Source organism: Spirochaetota bacterium (genome assembly GCA_030154445.1).
Taxonomy (GTDB): Bacteria; Spirochaetota; Brevinematia; order Brevinematales; family Brevinemataceae; genus Brevinema_A.
The window spans coordinates 44,603-63,909 of record JAGUQW010000011.1 but is presented as its reverse complement, the minus strand read 5'-3'; the positions used below and the strand labels follow the sequence as shown (position 1 = coordinate 63,909).

16 protein-coding genes and 2 tRNA genes are annotated in these 19,307 nt (G+C 28.5%); 8 read left to right on the top strand and 10 right to left on the bottom strand.

Annotation, left to right across the window (positions count from 1 at the left end; genetic code table 11):
- The first annotated feature begins 128 nt into the window (after window positions 1–128).
- Window positions 129–1,925, top strand: a complete 1,797-nt coding sequence (gene aspS / locus KFW21_05230; protein MDK2818832.1) for an aspartate--tRNA ligase — start codon at window positions 129–131, stop codon at window positions 1,923–1,925.
- A gap of 53 nt (window positions 1,926–1,978) precedes the next feature.
- Here aspS and KFW21_05225 read toward each other — a convergent pair whose 3' ends face one another.
- Genes KFW21_05225 through KFW21_05205 form a run of 5 tightly spaced genes read right to left on the bottom strand, consistent with a single transcriptional unit; the run spans window position 1,979 to window position 7,872 of the window.
- Complete coding sequence (locus KFW21_05225; GenBank protein ID MDK2818831.1) at window positions 1,979–2,989, bottom strand: hypothetical protein; 1,011 nt, start codon at window positions 2,987–2,989, stop codon at window positions 1,979–1,981.
- On the bottom strand, window positions 2,989–3,858 hold the full coding sequence (locus KFW21_05220; protein ID MDK2818830.1) for a hypothetical protein: 870 nt from the start codon (window positions 3,856–3,858) through the stop codon (window positions 2,989–2,991). The genes KFW21_05225 and KFW21_05220 overlap by 1 nt, the downstream gene beginning before the upstream one ends.
- Window positions 3,859–3,904: 46 nt before the next feature.
- Window positions 3,905–4,384, bottom strand: a complete 480-nt coding sequence (locus KFW21_05215) for a hypothetical protein (GenBank protein MDK2818829.1) — start codon at window positions 4,382–4,384, stop codon at window positions 3,905–3,907.
- Window positions 4,385–4,411: 27 nt separating this feature from the next.
- Window positions 4,412–6,958, bottom strand: a complete 2,547-nt coding sequence (locus tag KFW21_05210) for a UPF0182 family protein (protein ID MDK2818828.1) — start codon at window positions 6,956–6,958, stop codon at window positions 4,412–4,414.
- Window positions 6,959–6,993: 35 nt separating this feature from the next.
- Window positions 6,994–7,872, bottom strand: a complete 879-nt coding sequence (locus KFW21_05205) for a hypothetical protein (GenBank protein MDK2818827.1) — start codon at window positions 7,870–7,872, stop codon at window positions 6,994–6,996.
- Between the two features lie 108 nt (window positions 7,873–7,980).
- Here KFW21_05205 and KFW21_05200 point away from each other — a divergent pair, with 108 nt between their 5' ends.
- Complete coding sequence (locus KFW21_05200; GenBank protein MDK2818826.1) at window positions 7,981–8,859, top strand: hypothetical protein; 879 nt, start codon at window positions 7,981–7,983, stop codon at window positions 8,857–8,859.
- Window positions 8,860–8,886: 27 nt separating this feature from the next.
- On the top strand, window positions 8,887–9,315 hold the full coding sequence (locus KFW21_05195; protein MDK2818825.1) for a hypothetical protein: 429 nt from the start codon (window positions 8,887–8,889) through the stop codon (window positions 9,313–9,315).
- 70 nt (window positions 9,316–9,385) lie between these two features.
- Here KFW21_05195 and KFW21_05190 read toward each other — a convergent pair.
- The 3 genes from KFW21_05190 to KFW21_05180 form a co-directional block, all read right to left on the bottom strand.
- Window positions 9,386–9,469, bottom strand: a tRNA-Leu gene (locus tag KFW21_05190).
- Between the two features lie 35 nt (window positions 9,470–9,504).
- Window positions 9,505–9,575: transfer RNA gene (locus tag KFW21_05185), tRNA-Cys, on the bottom strand.
- A gap of 67 nt (window positions 9,576–9,642) precedes the next feature.
- Window positions 9,643–9,948, bottom strand: coding sequence for an antibiotic biosynthesis monooxygenase (locus KFW21_05180; GenBank protein ID MDK2818824.1), 306 nt, complete (start codon window positions 9,946–9,948; stop codon window positions 9,643–9,645).
- 107 nt (window positions 9,949–10,055) lie between these two features.
- On the opposite strand from KFW21_05180, the gene KFW21_05175 reads away from it, so the two are divergent.
- From KFW21_05175 to KFW21_05155, 5 genes are all read left to right on the top strand, one after another.
- Window positions 10,056–11,030, top strand: coding sequence for an SPFH/Band 7/PHB domain protein (locus KFW21_05175; GenBank protein MDK2818823.1), 975 nt, complete (start codon window positions 10,056–10,058; stop codon window positions 11,028–11,030).
- 116 nt (window positions 11,031–11,146) lie between these two features.
- Window positions 11,147–12,742 carry a hypothetical protein gene (locus KFW21_05170; protein ID MDK2818822.1) on the top strand — a complete coding sequence of 532 codons (1,596 nt, stop codon included), beginning with the start codon at window positions 11,147–11,149 and terminating at the stop codon, window positions 12,740–12,742.
- A 151-nt stretch (window positions 12,743–12,893) separates the two neighbouring features.
- Window positions 12,894–14,657, top strand: a complete 1,764-nt coding sequence (gene dnaG / locus KFW21_05165) for a DNA primase (protein ID MDK2818821.1) — start codon at window positions 12,894–12,896, stop codon at window positions 14,655–14,657.
- Between the two features lie 66 nt (window positions 14,658–14,723).
- Entirely contained in the window at window positions 14,724–16,412 is a 1,689-nt protein-coding gene (gene rpoD, locus KFW21_05160) for an RNA polymerase sigma factor RpoD (protein ID MDK2818820.1), read from the top strand.
- Between the two features lie 126 nt (window positions 16,413–16,538).
- The gene (locus KFW21_05155) at window positions 16,539–17,027 is read left to right on the top strand and encodes a hypothetical protein (protein MDK2818819.1); all 489 of its coding nucleotides are present in this window, start codon (window positions 16,539–16,541) and stop codon (window positions 17,025–17,027) included.
- Between the two features lie 59 nt (window positions 17,028–17,086).
- On the opposite strand, the gene KFW21_05150 is transcribed toward KFW21_05155, so the two are convergent.
- Both KFW21_05150 and lepA read right to left on the bottom strand, forming a co-directional pair.
- Entirely contained in the window at window positions 17,087–17,440 is a 354-nt protein-coding gene (locus KFW21_05150) for a hypothetical protein (protein ID MDK2818818.1), read from the bottom strand.
- A gap of 13 nt (window positions 17,441–17,453) precedes the next feature.
- On the bottom strand, window positions 17,454–19,256 hold the full coding sequence (gene lepA / locus KFW21_05145) for a translation elongation factor 4 (GenBank protein ID MDK2818817.1): 1,803 nt from the start codon (window positions 19,254–19,256) through the stop codon (window positions 17,454–17,456).
- Window positions 19,257–19,307 lie beyond the last annotated feature (51 nt).

Sequence of the window (19,307 nt, the reverse complement as noted above, 5' to 3'; positions counted from 1 at the left end):
TAATTAATCTATATTCTCCTCCATTAATTTGGGGGATTTTTTTGATTTAGCTTATATTCTTAATTGCAAAAAAAATGAAAATAATTTATAATATTATTTGTAAATCATCAGTTTTTTAGGAGAGCCCCATGCTTTTATCACCAGATAAAAAAAGAACTCAATTCTGTGGAGAAATCACAGAAGATAAATATCTTGACCAAGTTATCGTCGTCAATGGATGGGTCAATAATTACCGTGATCATGGAGATCTTGTTTTTATAGATTTACGCGATAGAAGTGGTATTATCCAACTCGTTTTTGACCCTACTGATGCTGCAAAAGCTCATGAACTTTCCAAAACACTGCGTCGTGAAGATGTCATTGGTGCTAAAGGTGTTCTTCGTAAAAGAGCTGAAGGATTAGAAAACCCTCGTATTCCTACAGGCAAATATGAATTATGTTGTACAGAGTTATTTATCTTTAATAGATCCAAAACTCCTCCTTTTGATGTTACTACTGGTGAGAAAATCAATGAAGAAGCGCGCCTCAAATATCGTTATATAGATATTCGTTCTCCATTTATGTATGATAATCTTCTCAAAAGATCTGAAATTACTAATAGTATTCGTTCTAGTATGCAAGAAAATGGATTTCTTGAAGTTGAAACCCCTATCCTTACCAAATCTACTCCAGAAGGAGCTAGAGATTTTTTAGTACCATCTCGTGTACACAAAGGATCTTATTTTGCACTACCTCAATCACCACAAATTTTTAAACAATTATTAATGATAGGTGGAATTGAGCGTTATTACCAAATCGCTCGTTGTTTCCGTGATGAAGATCTTCGTGCTGATAGACAGCCGGAATTCACTCAATTAGATATCGAGACATCTTTTATGACAGCTGAAGATATTCAAACACTGATTGAAAATATGCTTAGTAAAATGATGAAAACAGTTTATCACCAAGAAATCAAAACTCCTTTTTTAAGAATGACTTATAAAGATGCTATGAACAAATACGGCGTCGATAGACCTGATATGCGTTTTGGTATGGAAGTTGTGGATGTTAGTGATATTGTCAAAAACTCTGAATTTTCTGTTTTTACTAATGTAACAGCTAAAGGCGGAATGGTAAAATGTCTTCCTGTACCTAATGGTGAAAAACTTTCTCGTAAAGATCTCGATGAATTAATTACATTTGTGGGTAATTATGGTGCTAAAGGTATGGCTTGGATGCGTGTCAAAGAAGATGTCTTAGAATCTAATATTGTAAAATACTTCTCTCCAGAAATTCAAGCAGAACTTATCAAAAAAACAGAAGCTCACAATGGGTATGCTTTGTTATTTATTGCAGATAATAATGATAGTGTTGTATATGATTCTATTGGAAATCTTCGTTTAGAAGTTGGTGATCGTTTTAATCTTAGACCAAAAGATCAATTCTCCTTCTTATGGGTTGTTGACTTTCCACTATTTGAAAAAGATGTGGAAAACAATAGATGGTCTTCTGTACACCACCCATTCACCTCTCCTCATGCCGATGATATAGACAAATTAATGACAGATACCAAATCTGTTCGCGCAAATGCTTATGATGTTATTTGTAATGGAACAGAGCTTGGTGGTGGATCTATTCGTATTGCAACTAGTGATATGCAAAGTAAAATATTTGAACTACTTAATATTTCTACAGAAGAAGCTAATGAAAAATTTGGATTTCTCTTGGAAGCTCTCGCTAATGGCGCACCACCTCATGGCGGTATTGCCTTAGGATTAGACAGAATGGTCATGATTTTTCAGCAATTGGATTCTATCAGAGATGTCATTGCTTTTCCTAAAACACAAAAAGCTACTTGTATGTTAATGGATGCACCTTCTAGTGTAGATCCTCAACAACTCTTGGATCTAAGTATCAAAAATATAGAAGTCAAAGTTAATAGATAATTACTATACAAAAACAAAAAAAAAGCTCCTGTTATAGGAGATTTTTGTGATTATTAATGTTTTTTATAAGGAATATAAATACGAAAATACCTATATATTCTAGGATAAAAAATTTTCAACAAAATCAATGACATCCAAACACTATCTCCAGAAGAATTGTTTGAAAATCGTAATAAAGGGCCAAAGATAGTTTTTTGACATAAGGTATAAAATGGAGATGCTATAACCACACAACCTTTATCTAAAAATTTTTGAATAAGACCTTGTGTACATTGTGCTAAAAGACAACTGTTAAAAATAATGATTTTAGATGACTTTTGTTCTAATAATGATTCTAAGACATCATTTAACAAATATGATTTATATTGATCAACGCCCCCATGTGCAGAAACCAGAATAATATCTGGAGTTTTATAATCTAAAATATAAGAACGCTTTTCTAATAATTTCAAAGTATTCAATGACTCATCTTTAGATAATTCTAATTCAGGATCATACATAATAGAAGCACTATGAATCCTAGATGATTGAATTTTTATAGCAGAAATAATATAATGTTTAACTATAAAAATACTATAAATAAACTCAAAAGGGATAAAGAAAAATTGATTAGAATAATAAATTTTTAGAACAGTTAGAGAAGTAGGGATAGGGATTTGTAATTCTTTGAAAAATAGAATCATAATTTTTTTACCATAATGCGGTAAATCAAAATTATCAGCTATAGTAAAACTTTGGGTGCTTTCTTGAAAAAGTTCTTGCCAATAAATAAGTTGTTTTTGTGTGAGAACATATTCATAATGATTTTTTTCATAAGATATTGTAAAAGATAGATGAGTATTATCATAATTTATAACCATATAATAATGATTGTTTTCTAAGCTATCTATCAAATCATGGCATTGTTGTATTTGTTTATCGGATACTTTCAAAGTAGAAGATTGAGCGAAAAGAGAGTCTGCTATTACCAATAATTTATCTTCATAATGAGAAAATTTCATAAACTGATTGTCACGATTGAAAACGCGAACATGTTGGGTATCATATTTTAATAAATTATTCATTATTTTATAACATTTGCCTCTTTAGGAATGATTAAAATTACTTTGCCCTTTTTCAATTGATCGAGAGTGCGTTGTTGTCCAAAAATTTTGAGTACATCTTCTTCAAACAAAATAATTTCAGAAGATGTATTACCAGCAACAGCTTTTGGAAGAATATACGCTATTCTACTTCCTCTCATAGAATGCTTTAACGCCTCGGTAATAGAAGTAACAAATTGTATAGGACCTTGATTGTAAAGAACATCTGGTTCAATAGTTTCTATACTATAGACTACCTCTCCTGTATGATCCAAAATCTTAGGCATCAGCGACGGTTTGAATTGAGGAAACATGATCATATCAATAATTAATGTATCATAGTATTGAGAACTTGTTGTTTCTTTGGTAAGATAGTTAGTAACTTCTTTATAAAGAATATTTTGATACAAAGATTCTGTTAAACTATTAGAGCCAAATAATGGTACCGTAACTTTTCCAAACATTGTCGAGTTTTTGACAACACTATTTTCAATAGGAAGACTATATAAAATAGATAACACTTTAAATCTGATCGTTTCATTATTTTGAAAGAAATCATTAAAAGAAAAAATAGAAGATACTCTTATTTGTATTACAGCCCCTATAGTGAATTGTATAATTTTTTCCTTTAATCGTTCTAAAAGATTTCCTATATTACGCCCAATATTAAGATCATTATAAGTAATAGGAATACTATATTCTGTTACAATAGTACCTTGTGTCCAATTTATAATAGAATGGTACTCTGAATATAATTCTATCATATCCAGAGATGTTTCTTCATTAGAATATTCTATAAAAGTTCCTGGTTTCAATTGACTATAAAACATAGATGGAGACAAACAAAACATATATATTATTAATAATAAACATTTATAATTATTTTTCATAGTATTCCTATTTTGATTTAAAATCATCTAATTCTTTTTTGGATAAGATAATAGGACGCCAGGGCACAATATCTTTATCACTTTCAGAAAAGTGTATTTTTTCTGGCTTAATACCTAGCGCTGCTTTTGCTCTAATTAACGCTTCATGAGGAAGCATAGTGGGCGCTTGACCTGATATTTTGTAACCAGTATTATAATTTTCACCTTTCACTAAAGCTTCATTTTCTTTATCTTCTTTAATCATCAAACGAATAGCTTGAGCCATCTGATAAGCTAATTTTTCTACATTACTATAATGCTTTGCTCTTTTATATAATTTTAACGCTGTAATCCTATCTTTTTTTTCATGTTCCATTACACTAGCAATACGAGCAATTCCATCTTGGTAATCTATTGCTAAGTAAATCTTTAAAGAATTTTTATAATCTTTATTATTAAAAAGTTCATTACCTCTACGAATTAACATAACTCTTTCAGATTTTTCCATAACAATATCCTTGATATCATAGATTTATTACAAAACACCTTTGATATTTTGCAATATAACTCCTATGTTATCGACATTTTTTTGATATTCTTGAGTATTATTATCCATTCTAGCCTTCTCTGCATCAAGATAATATTGATACACTTCCTGTAAAATAGCTCTTAATTTTTGTTCTTCTGAAAAAGTCATCTGATCTTGATTTTCTAGAATTTTTAATACATTATACATTAATTCATCTACTGTTCTACCAAGACTGACTGTTGTACCGTCAATAACGATAAATTGAGCTGCTAATGGTGTACTAATAGTTTCTGATTCTAAAAATATTGTACTTGCATATATTCCCCTATCTTTCATAGGGTAAAAAATAGTATCTGCACTGGATAGTTTTGAACCAATTTGTCCCCATAAAGTAGACATACGAGAAAAATCTGGATCTTGATTCAAAAAAGATATAGCTTGTGCTAATCCTGGTATCCCTAAACTCGCTGGAGCTTCATACAGATAGATCTTTTTTTGTTTGTTATGATCAATATAAGCAATCATTTGTGCTGAAAAAATATTCTTACCTTTAGGAGTATATGTTTGTTGCATTGCAAGTATATTTTTATTCAAGATCATTCTATTTTTAACAAATTTTCCAATCTCTTGATTCCCTTCGTGTGCGATTTCCCTTTTATTAAATCCTGAATAAAAACTGGCAGTATTAGTATCATGATATATTTCTAACAATTGGCTTTGAATATTAAATAAATCCATAGGATATAAATACTTCTCAGAACCTAATGCCATTTTTTTCTCAAATAATTTTGGGTATAATTTTTTCGTAATTTTAATAAAAGGGTCGGTATTATCCTGAATATCAAAAATAACCTCTCCAGAATATGCTGAGACAAAAGCTTTCATAGGAGATCGAACCCAATTATATTTGCCCCAAGGCGTAGTTATCATTTTAGATGTATAAATAAAATCTGATACACTATAGGCATCTAATTCCCACCACAATTCTTTATTGTATAAGATTAGTCTTGGAGTAGAATAATGAAAATTAGGTAAAATATTCTGTACTATTTCTGTCGGTTTTCTTCTGAAGATAAATTGTGTATCCTTATTAAAATAATCTGTCAATAAGAATCTACTATCTCTATAAATAATAGTTAATAAAATTTTTGTAAAAATATTTATAGGAATACTTCTCAATCCTGTAAAATTTTGTATTTCAAGAGATATACTATTATTTTTGAAATTTGGTAAAAGCATTTTTGTATTTATAAAAATATAATCATTGTATTTTTCACTAAAGAAAATTTGTGGATTAGTTATTTCAATATTTATATTTGTATCTGTATTGTTTAATTCTAAATCTTTAAGAATCAACTGAGATTCACCTTCTTTATTAAATTTATTGACAGCACCTATAATAGCACCATAACCAAAAATATTTCTAAAATGCTTGATATCCCATAATTCCTTAGGATCTTCAGTACTTTCCCTACTAGCAATTAAATAAGGGGAAAAATTGCCCTGTTTGTTAGAAAGTAAAAGAGGTGTTACAGAATGAATAGTAAAAATAGGAAGAACTTCTTGATTTCTTTGTACTACTTTTAAAAAATGAGTGGCATCTTGCCAAAAGTTTTTAGCAAGTACATTTGAAACTTCTTGTTCTGATATAACATAATTATCTCCACGGATAATTTTATCTAACATAAAAGATTTTCTTGTGCTTTCAGCATGAATACCTGCAAATTTTTCTTGTAAAGAACTTTGATTCGGGGTATAGATAAATTTGTCTAAATAAATAGGCCAAATAATATTCAAAATTAATAAAATAAACACTAAAATACCAGAAGTGATAACCATAGATCTATCTTTTTTGAAATGAAACATTATTATTTTTATACAAAAGAAAAAAATTAATAGTAATGATATTATAAAAGGGATAAAATATCCAAAAATATCCATATATCCTATATAATCTGCTATAGAAGCGTGAATATTAGTGAATTTTAGAAGTGATAATAGAACACTTAAGAAAAAAATTGTTTTGATCAGTAGTAATTTATCAAATAGATGAAGGGGAATTTTTTTATCAAAGAAAACTGTTCTAAAAGACAAAAGTAAAAGATTATATAAAATAATAAATAATGACATTTTTTGTAATAGTGGCATTCCAAAAAGAAATACAGATGTATCTAATTTTGTTAAGGGATCTATATCCCCTGTTAATCCGCTCAAAATAACATTCAATAAAGCTTGTGATATTTGTAAATAAGATTCACAAACAATAGAAAATAAAAAAATTGCAAAAGTTTTGAATATTAAGAATTTTTTATTAGCTCGTTCTTTTTTAGAAGCTGAAATTAAATGAACAAAACTAATTAATGTCATAAGTGTAGCAAATATAGGTATAGATATCCATCTTACTAATAATAATTTGATAATGGATTGTACCACATCCTGAGAAGAAAGCCACATAATTTGTAGTATTAAATTTGCAGAGAATACAATGGTTGCTACCAAAGCTGTAATCCCTAACAATATTAATAACAATCTTTTTTGAACTTTTAGCGTCATCATAACCCTCCAAAACTATACTAAATTATTGAGCATTAACCATCAATAAATACTGTTTTTTTCTCTTTTTCTACAATACTAGGATTTATATATATATATAACATCTGAGACATCACTTTTTCTAATTCATTATTTATAGGGATACAATATATATTTTCAAATTTATATTTTTTACTATTTGTTAAATCACTAAAAATAACATTTTCTAAAGAATCTTTTTTTTCCCATAAGATTTTATTGTTGTGTAATTGCTTTATTTGCTGTTCAGAAAGAAAAGGACTATTTTCTTCATCTTTTAATGTAAAATAAACAATAGGCGTATCCTCTAATAAAAAATATTGTGTTTTTGTTTGACCATTATGATCAATAAAAACACTTTTTTTCAAGAATAAGTCTCTAAAACTTTGATTATACCATGATATATAAGGCTCATTAGTATCAGTCTGAATTAATAAAGTAGGGTAAGGTGATAATTGTGCAACCGTTTTAAATTTTTCATGTTCCATTTTTGCAATAACTGTTTTCAACTGATCATAATGGTCAATTTTTACAAGAAAATTATTAAATAATTCTCCCAAATTACCAAATTCATCTTGCTCAGGAAATCGTAAAATAGAAGGGCGGATAGTAGAATACTGTTCTATATTATCAAAACGACGTAAAAAATCTTGGTATTTATTAATGCCTCTATCAAAAACAAAAATAGAAATAAGAACTCCGGTTACAATAGCTATTAACGATAAAATAATTACTGTTATATACAAATGTCTATAGATATTTTCTGTTTCTACTGATACCATTGTCCAAATAGGTTCTAATAAAACATCTACACTAGTCAACATCACAAAAAAAGTAACCATCACGACAATAGAAAAAACAACATAAATTCTTATAATAGATGATAATGAGAACAAAATACCCTCCTAAATTACTTGAAATATAGTAACTTTTATAGTATAATAGAAGATATTATACTATAAATATGAAAAAAAATCCAAAACATGCCTCATTAAGGAATTCAAATGAAAGAAACACTCTTTGCTACAGTCAATAATCAGCAAATATTAGGAGAAGCAATATTAAACTGTAGAAAAAGAATCTTATCAGAACAACCAGAAAAACCTAATTTTGCTCAAGATCCTAACGATAATAACAATTCTTTTCTCAATGCTGAAGCTTTACAAAAACTAATTGATATGCATTCTTTAGTTTCTTTAGCAAAATTTGAAGGAATTACTGTAGAAGATGAGGAAATATCCGATACTATTTATAAATTACGATCAGCCTATGAAGATGAAATTGAATGGGAGTTATCTCTTGATGATTTAGGTATTACTAATAGTAATATCAGAGAGACTTTTTATTTTGATATGATGGTTGATCGATTAATTAAATCTCATCTGCAACATTTTGATGATCCTAACGATGATAGTGCTGAAGAATTTTATTATCAGAATCAAGAATCTATGAAAATCCCTGATTCTTATACTTTTATAGAAATAGAAGTTCCTAATACTGATCGTTTGAAATTAGCAGTAACTATTGTATCTCAAAATGATACAGCATCTATTGTTAAAGAAGCAGAAAAATATGCTTTACCCATTAGTGTTAATGAAGAAATCCCAAAACATAAATTACCAGAATCTCTCCAAGAAATGTTAGCTGATCTTGAAGAAAATAAAATTGGAACTATTCCTGCTGAAGATGATACTATTGTACTTATAAAGCTTCTACGAAAGTATACAGGTGAAGTATTAACTTTAGAAAAATCTTTACCAGGATTAGTAGAGTATTTAAAATTTCAACAATACAAAAATTTGTTGGATGATTTGACTATTGAAGCTATCGAAAAATGTGATATTGTATACCATAATCCAGAGTTATTAAAAAAATTAATATAATTGAATTAAAAAAATCATGAGGTAATTATGATAGATCAAATCAACTTTTCTATTGTAATAATATTTGTAAGTATTATTATAGGCTGTGTATTATTGCTTTTACTTGCTACACCAGGAGTAATAAGAGAGTACAAGCAAATAGCTGTAAATAAAAAACTTGGTATAGGTTCTCCGAATTCTATGAATACTGGATTGACTATATATATGGAAGAATTATCAAGATGTACAAATATTGATAGAATCAAAGTATTAAAACAAGAAATCGCTAAAACAACTACTGAGATAGAAAACCAAAGTACAAATAAAATACATTTACATCAAACAATCTCTGTAAAAAAATGGCTAGAGCATTTTTCTATCAATCAACATTTAAAAGATTTAAAAACATTAAAAATATCTCAGCAAATTCAATTTGATAGTGCTAAAAAAGATTTTAAACTAATGATTGTTAAATAGTATATTTATTTACTATTTACTATTTATTTAACATAAAAAAAACTCCTGTAAAATTACAGAAGTTTTTTTTTGCTCGGGGCGGGACTTGAACCCGCACACTCGAAAGAGCGAGGGATTTTAAGTCCCTTGTGTCTACCAGTTTCACCACCCGAGCGATAAGCTGATTTTTATTCTTATATTTGTATAACTAGGGGATAGTCAGAATCGAACTGACGGTAGAGGATTTGCAGTCCCCGGCCTTACCACTTGGCTATATCCCCAGTAAGGATTAAATATAATAGCACATTTCTTTATCATAGTCAAGTATCTTTAGAAAAATATTGTTTCTTATAAGAACTTTTCTAATTCTGTTACCTTAAAATCTTCATACAATCGTCCTAATTGCGGAACATATTTGATGAAATATTCAGAATTCATATGAGCTTGAACAGACAAATCATCTTGCCATAAACCCCAAAAAATAAATCTATTCTCTTCATTACAATCTTTCATGACATAATAAAAAATATTTCCTTTCTCTTCTCTAACTTTAATAATAAAATATTCCATCAAAATAATAAACTCTTCTAAATTTTTTGGTATAATTTTTACAGAAATACTAAAACTTTTTTCTGTATATAGATGTGGATTCATCCTTTATTCTCCCAAATGTAATAAGATAAATATATATAATTGACATTATATCGTAATTCTATTATAATATATTATATATAAAATTTCAACATTAAAGGATGTGAAAAATGATTTCTATTTTGATACTGCTTATTTTATTAGTAGTAATGCTCAGTTTATCTATCAAAATTGTTCAACAAGGGCAAACCGTTCTTATCGAACGCTTGGGAAAATTCCATGTTCAATTAGACGCTGGTCTGAATTTTATTATACCTTTTTTAGATGCACCTAGAATGATTCGTTGGCGAATACCTATTCGTCGTAATAACAAATACATGTATGTAGAACAAAATACTCCTTTTATCGATCTTCGTGAAACAGTATTTGATTTTCCAGAACAATCAGTAATCACCAAGGATAATGTCGGTATTAAAATTAACGCTGTACTTTATTACCAAATTTTAGATGTTACGAAAGCTGTTTATGAAATTGTTGATCTTTCTCAAGCTATAGAAAAAATTACTCAAACAACATTAAGAAACCTTATTGGAGAGCTAGAATTAGATCAAACTCTTTCTTCAAGGGATCTTATCAATAGCAAACTTCAAGTAATTTTAGATGAAGCAACAGACAAATGGGGTGTTAAAATTAACAGAGTAGAATTACAAGATATTTCACCTCCTGTAGATATACAAGCAGCCATGGAAAAACAAATGCGTGCTGAAAGAGAAAAAAGAGAAACTATTCTCAGAGCTGAAGGTGACAAACAAGCTGCTATTTTATATGCTGAAGGCGAAAAACAAGCTCGTATTCGTGATGCGGAAGGTTTTAGAGAATCTGAAATTCTTAGGGCTCAAGGATTTGCTGAAGCAAGAGAAAGAATTGCTAAAGCTGAATCTGAAAGTTTGCGTCTTCTTTCAGAAAATCTTGGATCTCAGATGAATTCATCTAGTTATCTAATTGCATTGAAATATGTAGAAACATTAAAAGAACTTGGCTCTGCTGGAAACAAAACTATCATGATGCCTTACGAAGCATCTGCAATGATGGGATCTTTAGCTTCTATCAAAGAAGTGCTATTTGACAAAGAAATGAAAAAATAAAAATAAAAATAAAAAAACCTCATTAATGAGGTTTTTTTATTTTTAAACACTATTACATAAATTCTTATAACTATTTTTTAAATAATTCCGATAATCATTTTAGGGGGATTTCTAAAATGATTTCATCACATGATTTTATTAAACATATCTCAATGTTTTTATTTCTCATTTTTTTAATGATTGTTGCTATTCAAATCCCAACATCTGCTTTACTTAATAATCCAATTTTTTATAATGACGAAACAAAATTATTCAATCTAAACGAAACTAATATGACTTTATACCATAATGAAGGCTTTATAATTACTAATATTATGAATATTCCTATTATTACTGCTCAAACAGAATCACAACTTTCTTCTTTATATGATCTATATTTAGGTTTTGATGGCAATGATTTTACTAATAATTATATTACTATTAAAAGAAATTATGAAACAAATACTTTACAAAAAAAACAAGGTATAGGTTCGGCAAAATTTATATCTGATAACAATTCAATTATTTTATTTCCCACCAAAAATTCCGTATTAAAAAATAATGTTTCTAGTTTTCATAATTTTACTATTACTTTTTCTTTGTATCCTTATCGTATAGGAGAAGAAAATCAAAATATCGTAGAATATAAAGGTTTTTATAATGATCCTTTCATAGGATCACAAGAATATGGCTTTAACATCACCATAGAGGGAGGAATTATTAATTATCATTTTAATAATTTTTTTATTGATACTAATGGTAAATACTATAGCTTCACTCTCAAAGAAAAGAAACCTTTAATTAATTCTAAATGGGAACAACATGCTATTATTGTTGATTCAGCAATGAACACTATAAAAATCTATAGAAATAATATTGAACAAGATGTGATTCTTGTTAGACAATCTCAATCTGAGACTAGCCAACGATTGACTCCAGCTCCTATACTTTCTAGTTCAGAACATGTCCCTCTAACGATAGGAAAAAATGGTGTTTTTTCTCTTGATGAATTTATTATTTACAAAGATGCTATTACTAATTTTATGAATTATACACCTAATAAAATGAATTTTTTTGAAACAGATGTATTCAATATTTCAAAAAATATATCAGCATTACATGAAATGAATATTGAAGCATCTAGTACAAATTTTCATTATAAACTAGCTTATCGTATCAACAACAAATATTTTCTACCTAATACTAGTTCTACTAATTTACCTTGGGTTTATATCAATCCTAATAAAAAAATATTTCCGCCCTCTCAATCAATGGGAAAATACCTGCAATGGCGTGTTGAATATTATACAGCACCAATAGTCACAGAAGAAAAATTTTATATTCAAAATATTTTTGCCAAATTTAAAGAGACTTCTAATCCAGGAATTATACTAATAAATCATATTCTACCCAAAGATACAGCTATAGAAATTTCTTGGCAAACATTACCTAATAGTATGATTTCTTCTTATGAAATATATTACGGAAATCAACCTAAAACCTATTTTGGAACAGCTACTGTATCTCCTAACTCACCTATTGCTATTAATATCAATAAAACTTCCATATCTCAAAGTGTTAGTTACCTTTTAGAAGGATTAGATAATGAAAAACCTTATTTTATTTCTATTAGAGCAAAAGATATTTATGGACAATATGGACCATTTTCTCCTGAGATCATATCTCGACCATCTTCTATTAATGTAGATTTTGGATATAGTATAGGTAGATAATTTATATTTAAATCTTAAAATACAAAGAAGCCTCTTATTCAATTTAAGAGGCTTCTTTGTATTTATTGAGATTTCGGTATATTATCTTGATTTTTTACTTTTTTTATAGTAAAATTTTATATTCTATGATTTTTAAAATAAGGAATAGTACATGATCCCACAAGATGTGATAGAAGATATTCTTCGTAGAATCTCTATAGTTGAATTAATTTCTCAACATGTTACTTTAAAAAAAGCAGGTCATAATTATAAAGGACTTTGCCCATTTCATAATGATAGGAATAATCCATCCTTTTCTGTCAGTGATCAAAAAGGCTTGTATCATTGTTTTTCTTGTGGAGCTGGTGGTAATGCTTTAACTTTTTTAAAAGAATATAATAAATTAGATTTTGTAGATTCTATGAAAATATTAGGAGAACTAGCTGGTATTGATATAGAATATTATTTACAGAATCAACAAGATATTTTACCTTTACGCAATAAATTAAAAACCATGCATCAAATTGCTCAAGAATTTTATGTAGAACAACTATTCAAGATTGATAATCCTCAAACAGAACTAGCTGTAAGAACTATTAAAAAGCGTAAACTAGATAAAAAAACTATAGAGCTCTTTGGACTTGGTTTTGGTGGTATAGGATGGGATGAATTATTTAAAAAACTACAAAGTTCTGGTTTCAAAACTGATGAAATTATTATTTCTGGATTATGTGGAAAAAGTGAAAATAATAAATTCTATGATAGATTTAGAAATAGAATTACTTTTCCTATTTTTGATAGTGAAGGAGTGATCGTTGCTTTCGGAGGGAGAATTATTGACAATTCTTCTAATGCAAAATATATTAACAGCCCTGAAACGCCTTTATTCAAAAAAGGTTCTTTATTATACGGTTGGAATTTCTCCAAAGATACCGCTCTCGAAATAGGTAATGTAATCATTGTTGAAGGATATATGGATGTCATTCGTATGTTTCAAGCAGGATTTTCCACTGCTGTAGCACCTCTAGGCACAGGATTATCCGAAGATAGAATAAGTTTTCTCAAACATAAAGTTGATACAATAATTTTATGTTTTGATGGGGATAATGCTGGTCAGAAATCTACTTATAGATCTGCTGGAATTGCTGCAAAATTAGGAGTACCAACAAAAGTTGCTGTGCTTCCTGAAAATGAAGATCCTGATACTTTTCTCCTATATCAAGGTCCTAATGCTATGGCAAAAATTCTTAATAATAGTATAGATGCAGAAAATTTTATTTTAGAATCAGCTAAAACAAAACTTCCTGACTCTAATAAATTTTTACAAGATGTTTTTGAATATGCTATTTATTTGGAAGGAGATAGTAATTCTCCTTCATTACATATAAAAACCGAACAATTTTTAAAAAAAGTTTCTGAAATATTAATGGTATCTTATGGATCTATAGAACTTGATTTCTCTAGATTCAAAGAACAATTTTTAAAATTTAATAATAATAGTTGGGAAAATTCATATTCAAAGTCAGAATCTAAAGCTGACAAAGAATTTCACGAAGAGTTTGAGTTACTTTCTATTTTGATTATGTTTCCTGAATTTACAGATCATGTCGCGTCTATTCTAGAACCAACTGATTTTTACAACGAAGAATCTCAAGAACTTTTTAAAAAAATGCTCCTTCACCCCGAATTTACTGCTCAAGATTGGATTGTAACAGCTGGAAATACTTCTTTAATTTCTCTTACAAGTAAATGGCTAGATGCTCCTGATATTAGAATTATAAAAAACTATGCTGTTTCTATAAAAATTAAATCTTTAAAGAAAAAAAGAGATCTAATAAGTAAAAAATTAATAAACTCAGACCCTCAATTGAGTATTCAGATTTTAGAAATACAATCTAAAATATTTGCACTAAAAAGAGAATTTTATCATTTATAATATAAAAAATTCAAGATATCTATACTATATATCCGAAATATAGTAAAGTATCATAAAGGAGCTTGTATGCTAGAAGAATTATTGGAACTTCCTGAGATTAACAATCTCATTAAACAAGCAAAAATTAAAGGAATTATTTCTTATGAAGAAATTTTAGAAAAAGTTCCTGAATATATTATTACACACCCTGATCGTATTGATTATATTATTAAAATATTAGAAGATAATAATATCAATATTACAGAAATTTCAGACACTATGGAAAAAGAAATTGAAGAAGTACCAACAGAACATATTTTAATTGAAAGTGATGATGAACAAAATGACAATCCTCTTCGAATTTATCTTAAAAAAATTGGTCGTGTAAAATTACTTTCTTATGCCGAAGAAGTTCAAATTGCAGCAAGAATTGAAGAAGGTCAAGAAGCTATTGATGAAATTGTGTTTCAAAGTGGTTTTTTAATATCCGAAATACATCATGTTATTCAAGATGTTCTCAAAGAAGAAGGCAAATTGTATCATTTCTTTAATTTACCAAAGATTTATAACATTAACCCTAAAGAAAGAAAAGAAAGAACTAAATTAATTCAAAAAATTAGTGATTATCTTAATGATTTTTTTGAATCGTGTGAAATTCTTGAAGAAAAACTTGGAAATGATTTTACCCCTGCAAATATTATAGAATTAAGAAAAGTAGTACGAGCAAAAAGACAAAAATTTATAGAACATATTGCAGATATAGATCTCAATAACAAATTAAAAGATAATGCTGCTGAAAATTTATTATATCTTGCAAATGATATTAAAAATATTCAAACATATCTCAAAAAAGCTTCTGATGTCAACTCTTGTTCCATTGAAGATATTTTAGTTGCAGGTGAAAAAAATCCTGATGATGAGCAATTATCAACTATTGTAGATATTATTAAGAAAAAATTAGAAAAACTGACCCATATTGAAAATATTTTTAAAGCTAGTACAGAAGAGATATTAGAATGGTCTGATGAGATCAAACGAACTCGTTATGTTGTAGACAAACAAAAGAAAGATCTTGTTCAAGCAAATTTAAGGCTGGTAGTAAGTATTGGAAAAAGATATATGAATCGTGGTGTCCATTTATTTGATCTTATTCAAGAAGGAAATATGGGATTGATTCGTGCTGTAGACAAATTTGAATATAAAAAAGGTTACAAATTTTCTACTTACGCAACTTGGTGGATTCGTCAATCAATCACTAGAGCTATTTCTGAACAATCTCGTACCATTCGTATTCCTATACATATGATTGAACAAATTAATAAAGTAAAAAAACTTGAAAGCGTCATGACTCAAGAATTAGGAAGAACACCTTCTGCGGAAGAAATTGGGACAGAATTAGGTTGGACAGCCAGTCGTGTAAGACAAATAAAAAGTGTTTCAAATGATCCTGTTTCTTTAGAAACACCTATTGGACGCGATGAAGATTCTTCTTTAGGAGATTTCATTGAAGATACCAAAATTATATCTCCTGTAAATGCTACCATGTCTAATTTATTAAGAGAAAAACTTAAAGAAATTATTGATTGTTTACCACTAAGAGAGCAGCGTGTTCTTAAAATGAGATTTGGTCTTGAAGATGGATATATTCATACTTTAGAAGAAGTTGGATATTTATTTCAAGTAACAAGAGAGAGAATCAGGCAAATAGAAAGTAAAGCTCTTAGAAAATTAAAAAATCCTAATCGTATTAAAGAATTTTTAGATTTTATTGACTAAAATATACATAAAAAAGACCCTTTATAAAAGGGTCTTTTTTATGTATAACTAATTCTATCTATTTTTATTGCGTAAACATTTAAAATATATTATACTGATGTTATAATTCATAAAGGGAGAATAAAAATGAAAAAAATATTATTATTATTTTTACTGATAGCAACACACAATACAGTTTTCTCACAAGAGGAAAATAAGCAAATTGATACTAGTTATCACCGTTTTGGAATGAATATCCTTTCATTAGGTGGAGGATTTGGGGTTAATGGTAGTGGTTTTCCTCTTTCCTTTTATTTGGCAAATGATCTTCAACAAATTATTAGTTTTGGACTAGATTGGGGAATAACTCCTTTTGATTTTGGAATACAACTAGGAATGCATGTAGGTTTTGGGAAAATGAAAGCAACTTCCTACAATCCTCGATTAAATTTAGGTTATTTAATAGAATTTAGTGCTGGATATTCAACAGAATCTTTATTAATTCCTTATACATATATAGGTTTTAGTCCTAATTTTATTTTAGAAATCGATCAATTTATTTTCAAAGCTGGATTATATATAGATACATCTTTAATTGTCACCGCTAATGTTGGTATTGGATTCTTATTAAAATAATTAAATAAAAATATTAATCAAAAAACACCCTTTATAGAGGGTGTTTTTTGATTAATATTTTAATAGGATTTTTTAAGTTCGTTTAGAAGATTACCAAAATCAGATAATTCTATTTTTGATAATTCTTTTTTATCAAAAACTCTTAGCTTATGATAAAATTCTTTATATTCATTTTTTTCTGTTTGTAATAAACTTTTTAATAATAATCGTAAATCTTCACGTGAAGATTGTGCTTTTTCTATTAAACCTATTAATTGTTTATTAGAAACATTCACTTTCTTATTTATTTTTTTATAATTTGATTTTGTTTTTTTATTCTGAGGTGTTTTACTTAATGTTTTATATCCGATACCAAGAATAATAAATATTACCAAAAAAATACAAATAATAACAACTCCGCTCTGTAATTCCATAATATACCTCACTCTACTCATCTCTTTTTAAGACCTCAATGAAAGCTTCTTGAGGTATATTAATACTACCTATGCTTTTCATTTTTTTCTTACCTTCTTTTTGTTTATCTAATAGTTTGCGTTTACGAGAAATATCTCCCCCGTAACATTTTGCTGTAACATCTTTACGCATTGCTGATATTGTTTCACGAGCAACCACATTAGCACCGACAGCTGCTTGGAGAGCAATTTGAAACATATGGCGAGGAATCAATTCTCTTAATTTTTTAACAATACCCATTCCCCTTGCACGAACATCTTCAGCATACACCATTTGAGCTAATGCATCAACAGGTTGCCCTCCAACAAGAATATCCATTTTTACAACTTTACTATGACGAAATTCTAAAAATTCATAATCAAAAGAAGCGTAACCACGAGAATAGCTTTTTAGTTTGTCAAAAAAATCATAAATAATTTCTGCTAATGGTAATTCGCAATCAATTTGTACTCTTTTTGTATCAATATAAATAAGATTCTTTTGAATCCCTCTTCTATTCTGAATCAAAGTCAAAATTGTTCCCATATATTCATTAGGGGTAATAATAACTGCTTTTACAAAAGGTTCTTCAACCATTTTAATTTGTGATGGATCAGGAAATTCGGTAGCATTTTCTATTAAGAAAGCTTCCCCTTTATTTAATGTAACTTTGTATTCCACAGAAGGGACTGTAGAAATAATATACAAACCATGCTCTTTTTCTAACCGTTCTCTAATAATTTCTAAATGCAACAGACCTAGAAATCCACATTTGAATCCCATTCCTAAAGCACCAGAATTCCATTTATCAAAACGAAGAGCAGCATCTGTTAATTTTAATTTTTGTAATGCCTGATCTAACTCAGCAAAATCTTCGCCATCACCAGGGAATAAACCAGCAAACACAAATGCCTGAGGTTCTTTATAACCATCTAATGCTACCGCACAAGGATTGTCAGCCAAAGTAATTGTATCACCGATTTTAATATCAGCAAGGCTTTTAATTTGTGCAGAAATATATCCTACATCACCTGCTCTGAGTTCAGGTTTTGAATTGAAGATTATTTGCATTAATCCTACTTCATCAGCTGTATATTTAGAATTACTATTCATAAAAAGAATTTCTTGACCTTTTTTCAAAGTGCCTTCTACAATTCTTACTTTGACCACCACACCTCTATACATATCATAATAAGCATCATAAACAAGAGCTTTTAACTGATTAGAAGCATCTCCTTTAGGAGCGTGTAATCTTTCAATAATTATTTCAAATAACTCTTTTACCCCTTCACCTGTCTTTGCAGACACAGCAACGGCATCGAGTGGATCTAATCCCAAATCGTTTTCTATTTGTTCCAATATTTCATCTACTCTAGCATTGGGAAGATCTATTTTATTAAGTACAGGAATAATTTCTAAATTATTTTCTACCGCTTGATAAAATGTAGATAATGTTTGAGCTTGTATTCCTTGCGTTGCATCAATAAGCAATAAAGCACCTTCACAAGCAACTAAACTACGAGAGACTTCATAAGAAAAATCTACATGCCCAGGAGTATCAATAAGATTTAATAAATAATCTTGCCCGTCTTTACCTTTGTAGGGAGCAGATACTGTTTGTGCTTTAACAGTAATTCCATGTTCCTTCTCTACTTCCATTGAGTCCAAAACTTGTGATCCAGATTTACTAGGATCCATTAAACCCGTTAATTCTAATATTCTATCAGCAAGAGTTGATTTACCATGATCAATATGTGCAATAATACAGAAATTTCTTATTTTTGATTTGTAAGACATTAATAATTCATTCTCCTAACAAAGATCATTTATAATCGTATAACATTATGA

What these genes read in the sequence shown, in the direction of transcription:
- dnaG (MDK2818821.1), top strand. Translation starts at nt 12,894, where the DNA reads ATGATCCCACAAGATGTGATAGAAGATATTCTTCGTAGAATCTCTATA.
- aspS (MDK2818832.1), top strand. Translation starts at nt 129, where the DNA reads ATGCTTTTATCACCAGATAAAAAAAGAACTCAATTCTGTGGAGAAATC.
- KFW21_05210 (MDK2818828.1), bottom strand. Translation starts at nt 6,958, where the DNA reads ATGACGCTAAAAGTTCAAAAAAGATTGTTATTAATATTGTTAGGGATT.
- KFW21_05200 (MDK2818826.1), top strand. Translation starts at nt 7,981, where the DNA reads ATGAAAGAAACACTCTTTGCTACAGTCAATAATCAGCAAATATTAGGA.
- KFW21_05170 (MDK2818822.1), top strand. Translation starts at nt 11,147, where the DNA reads ATGATTTCATCACATGATTTTATTAAACATATCTCAATGTTTTTATTT.
- lepA (MDK2818817.1), bottom strand. Translation starts at nt 19,256, where the DNA reads ATGTCTTACAAATCAAAAATAAGAAATTTCTGTATTATTGCACATATT.
- KFW21_05195 (MDK2818825.1), top strand. Translation starts at nt 8,887, where the DNA reads ATGATAGATCAAATCAACTTTTCTATTGTAATAATATTTGTAAGTATT.
- KFW21_05220 (MDK2818830.1), bottom strand. Translation starts at nt 3,858, where the DNA reads ATGTTTTGTTTGTCTCCATCTATGTTTTATAGTCAATTGAAACCAGGA.
- KFW21_05155 (MDK2818819.1), top strand. Translation starts at nt 16,539, where the DNA reads ATGAAAAAAATATTATTATTATTTTTACTGATAGCAACACACAATACA.
- KFW21_05180 (MDK2818824.1), bottom strand. Translation starts at nt 9,948, where the DNA reads ATGAATCCACATCTATATACAGAAAAAAGTTTTAGTATTTCTGTAAAA.
- KFW21_05150 (MDK2818818.1), bottom strand. Translation starts at nt 17,440, where the DNA reads ATGGAATTACAGAGCGGAGTTGTTATTATTTGTATTTTTTTGGTAATA.
- rpoD (MDK2818820.1), top strand. Translation starts at nt 14,724, where the DNA reads ATGCTAGAAGAATTATTGGAACTTCCTGAGATTAACAATCTCATTAAA.
- KFW21_05215 (MDK2818829.1), bottom strand. Translation starts at nt 4,384, where the DNA reads ATGGAAAAATCTGAAAGAGTTATGTTAATTCGTAGAGGTAATGAACTT.
- KFW21_05225 (MDK2818831.1), bottom strand. Translation starts at nt 2,989, where the DNA reads ATGAATAATTTATTAAAATATGATACCCAACATGTTCGCGTTTTCAAT.
- KFW21_05175 (MDK2818823.1), top strand. Translation starts at nt 10,056, where the DNA reads ATGATTTCTATTTTGATACTGCTTATTTTATTAGTAGTAATGCTCAGT.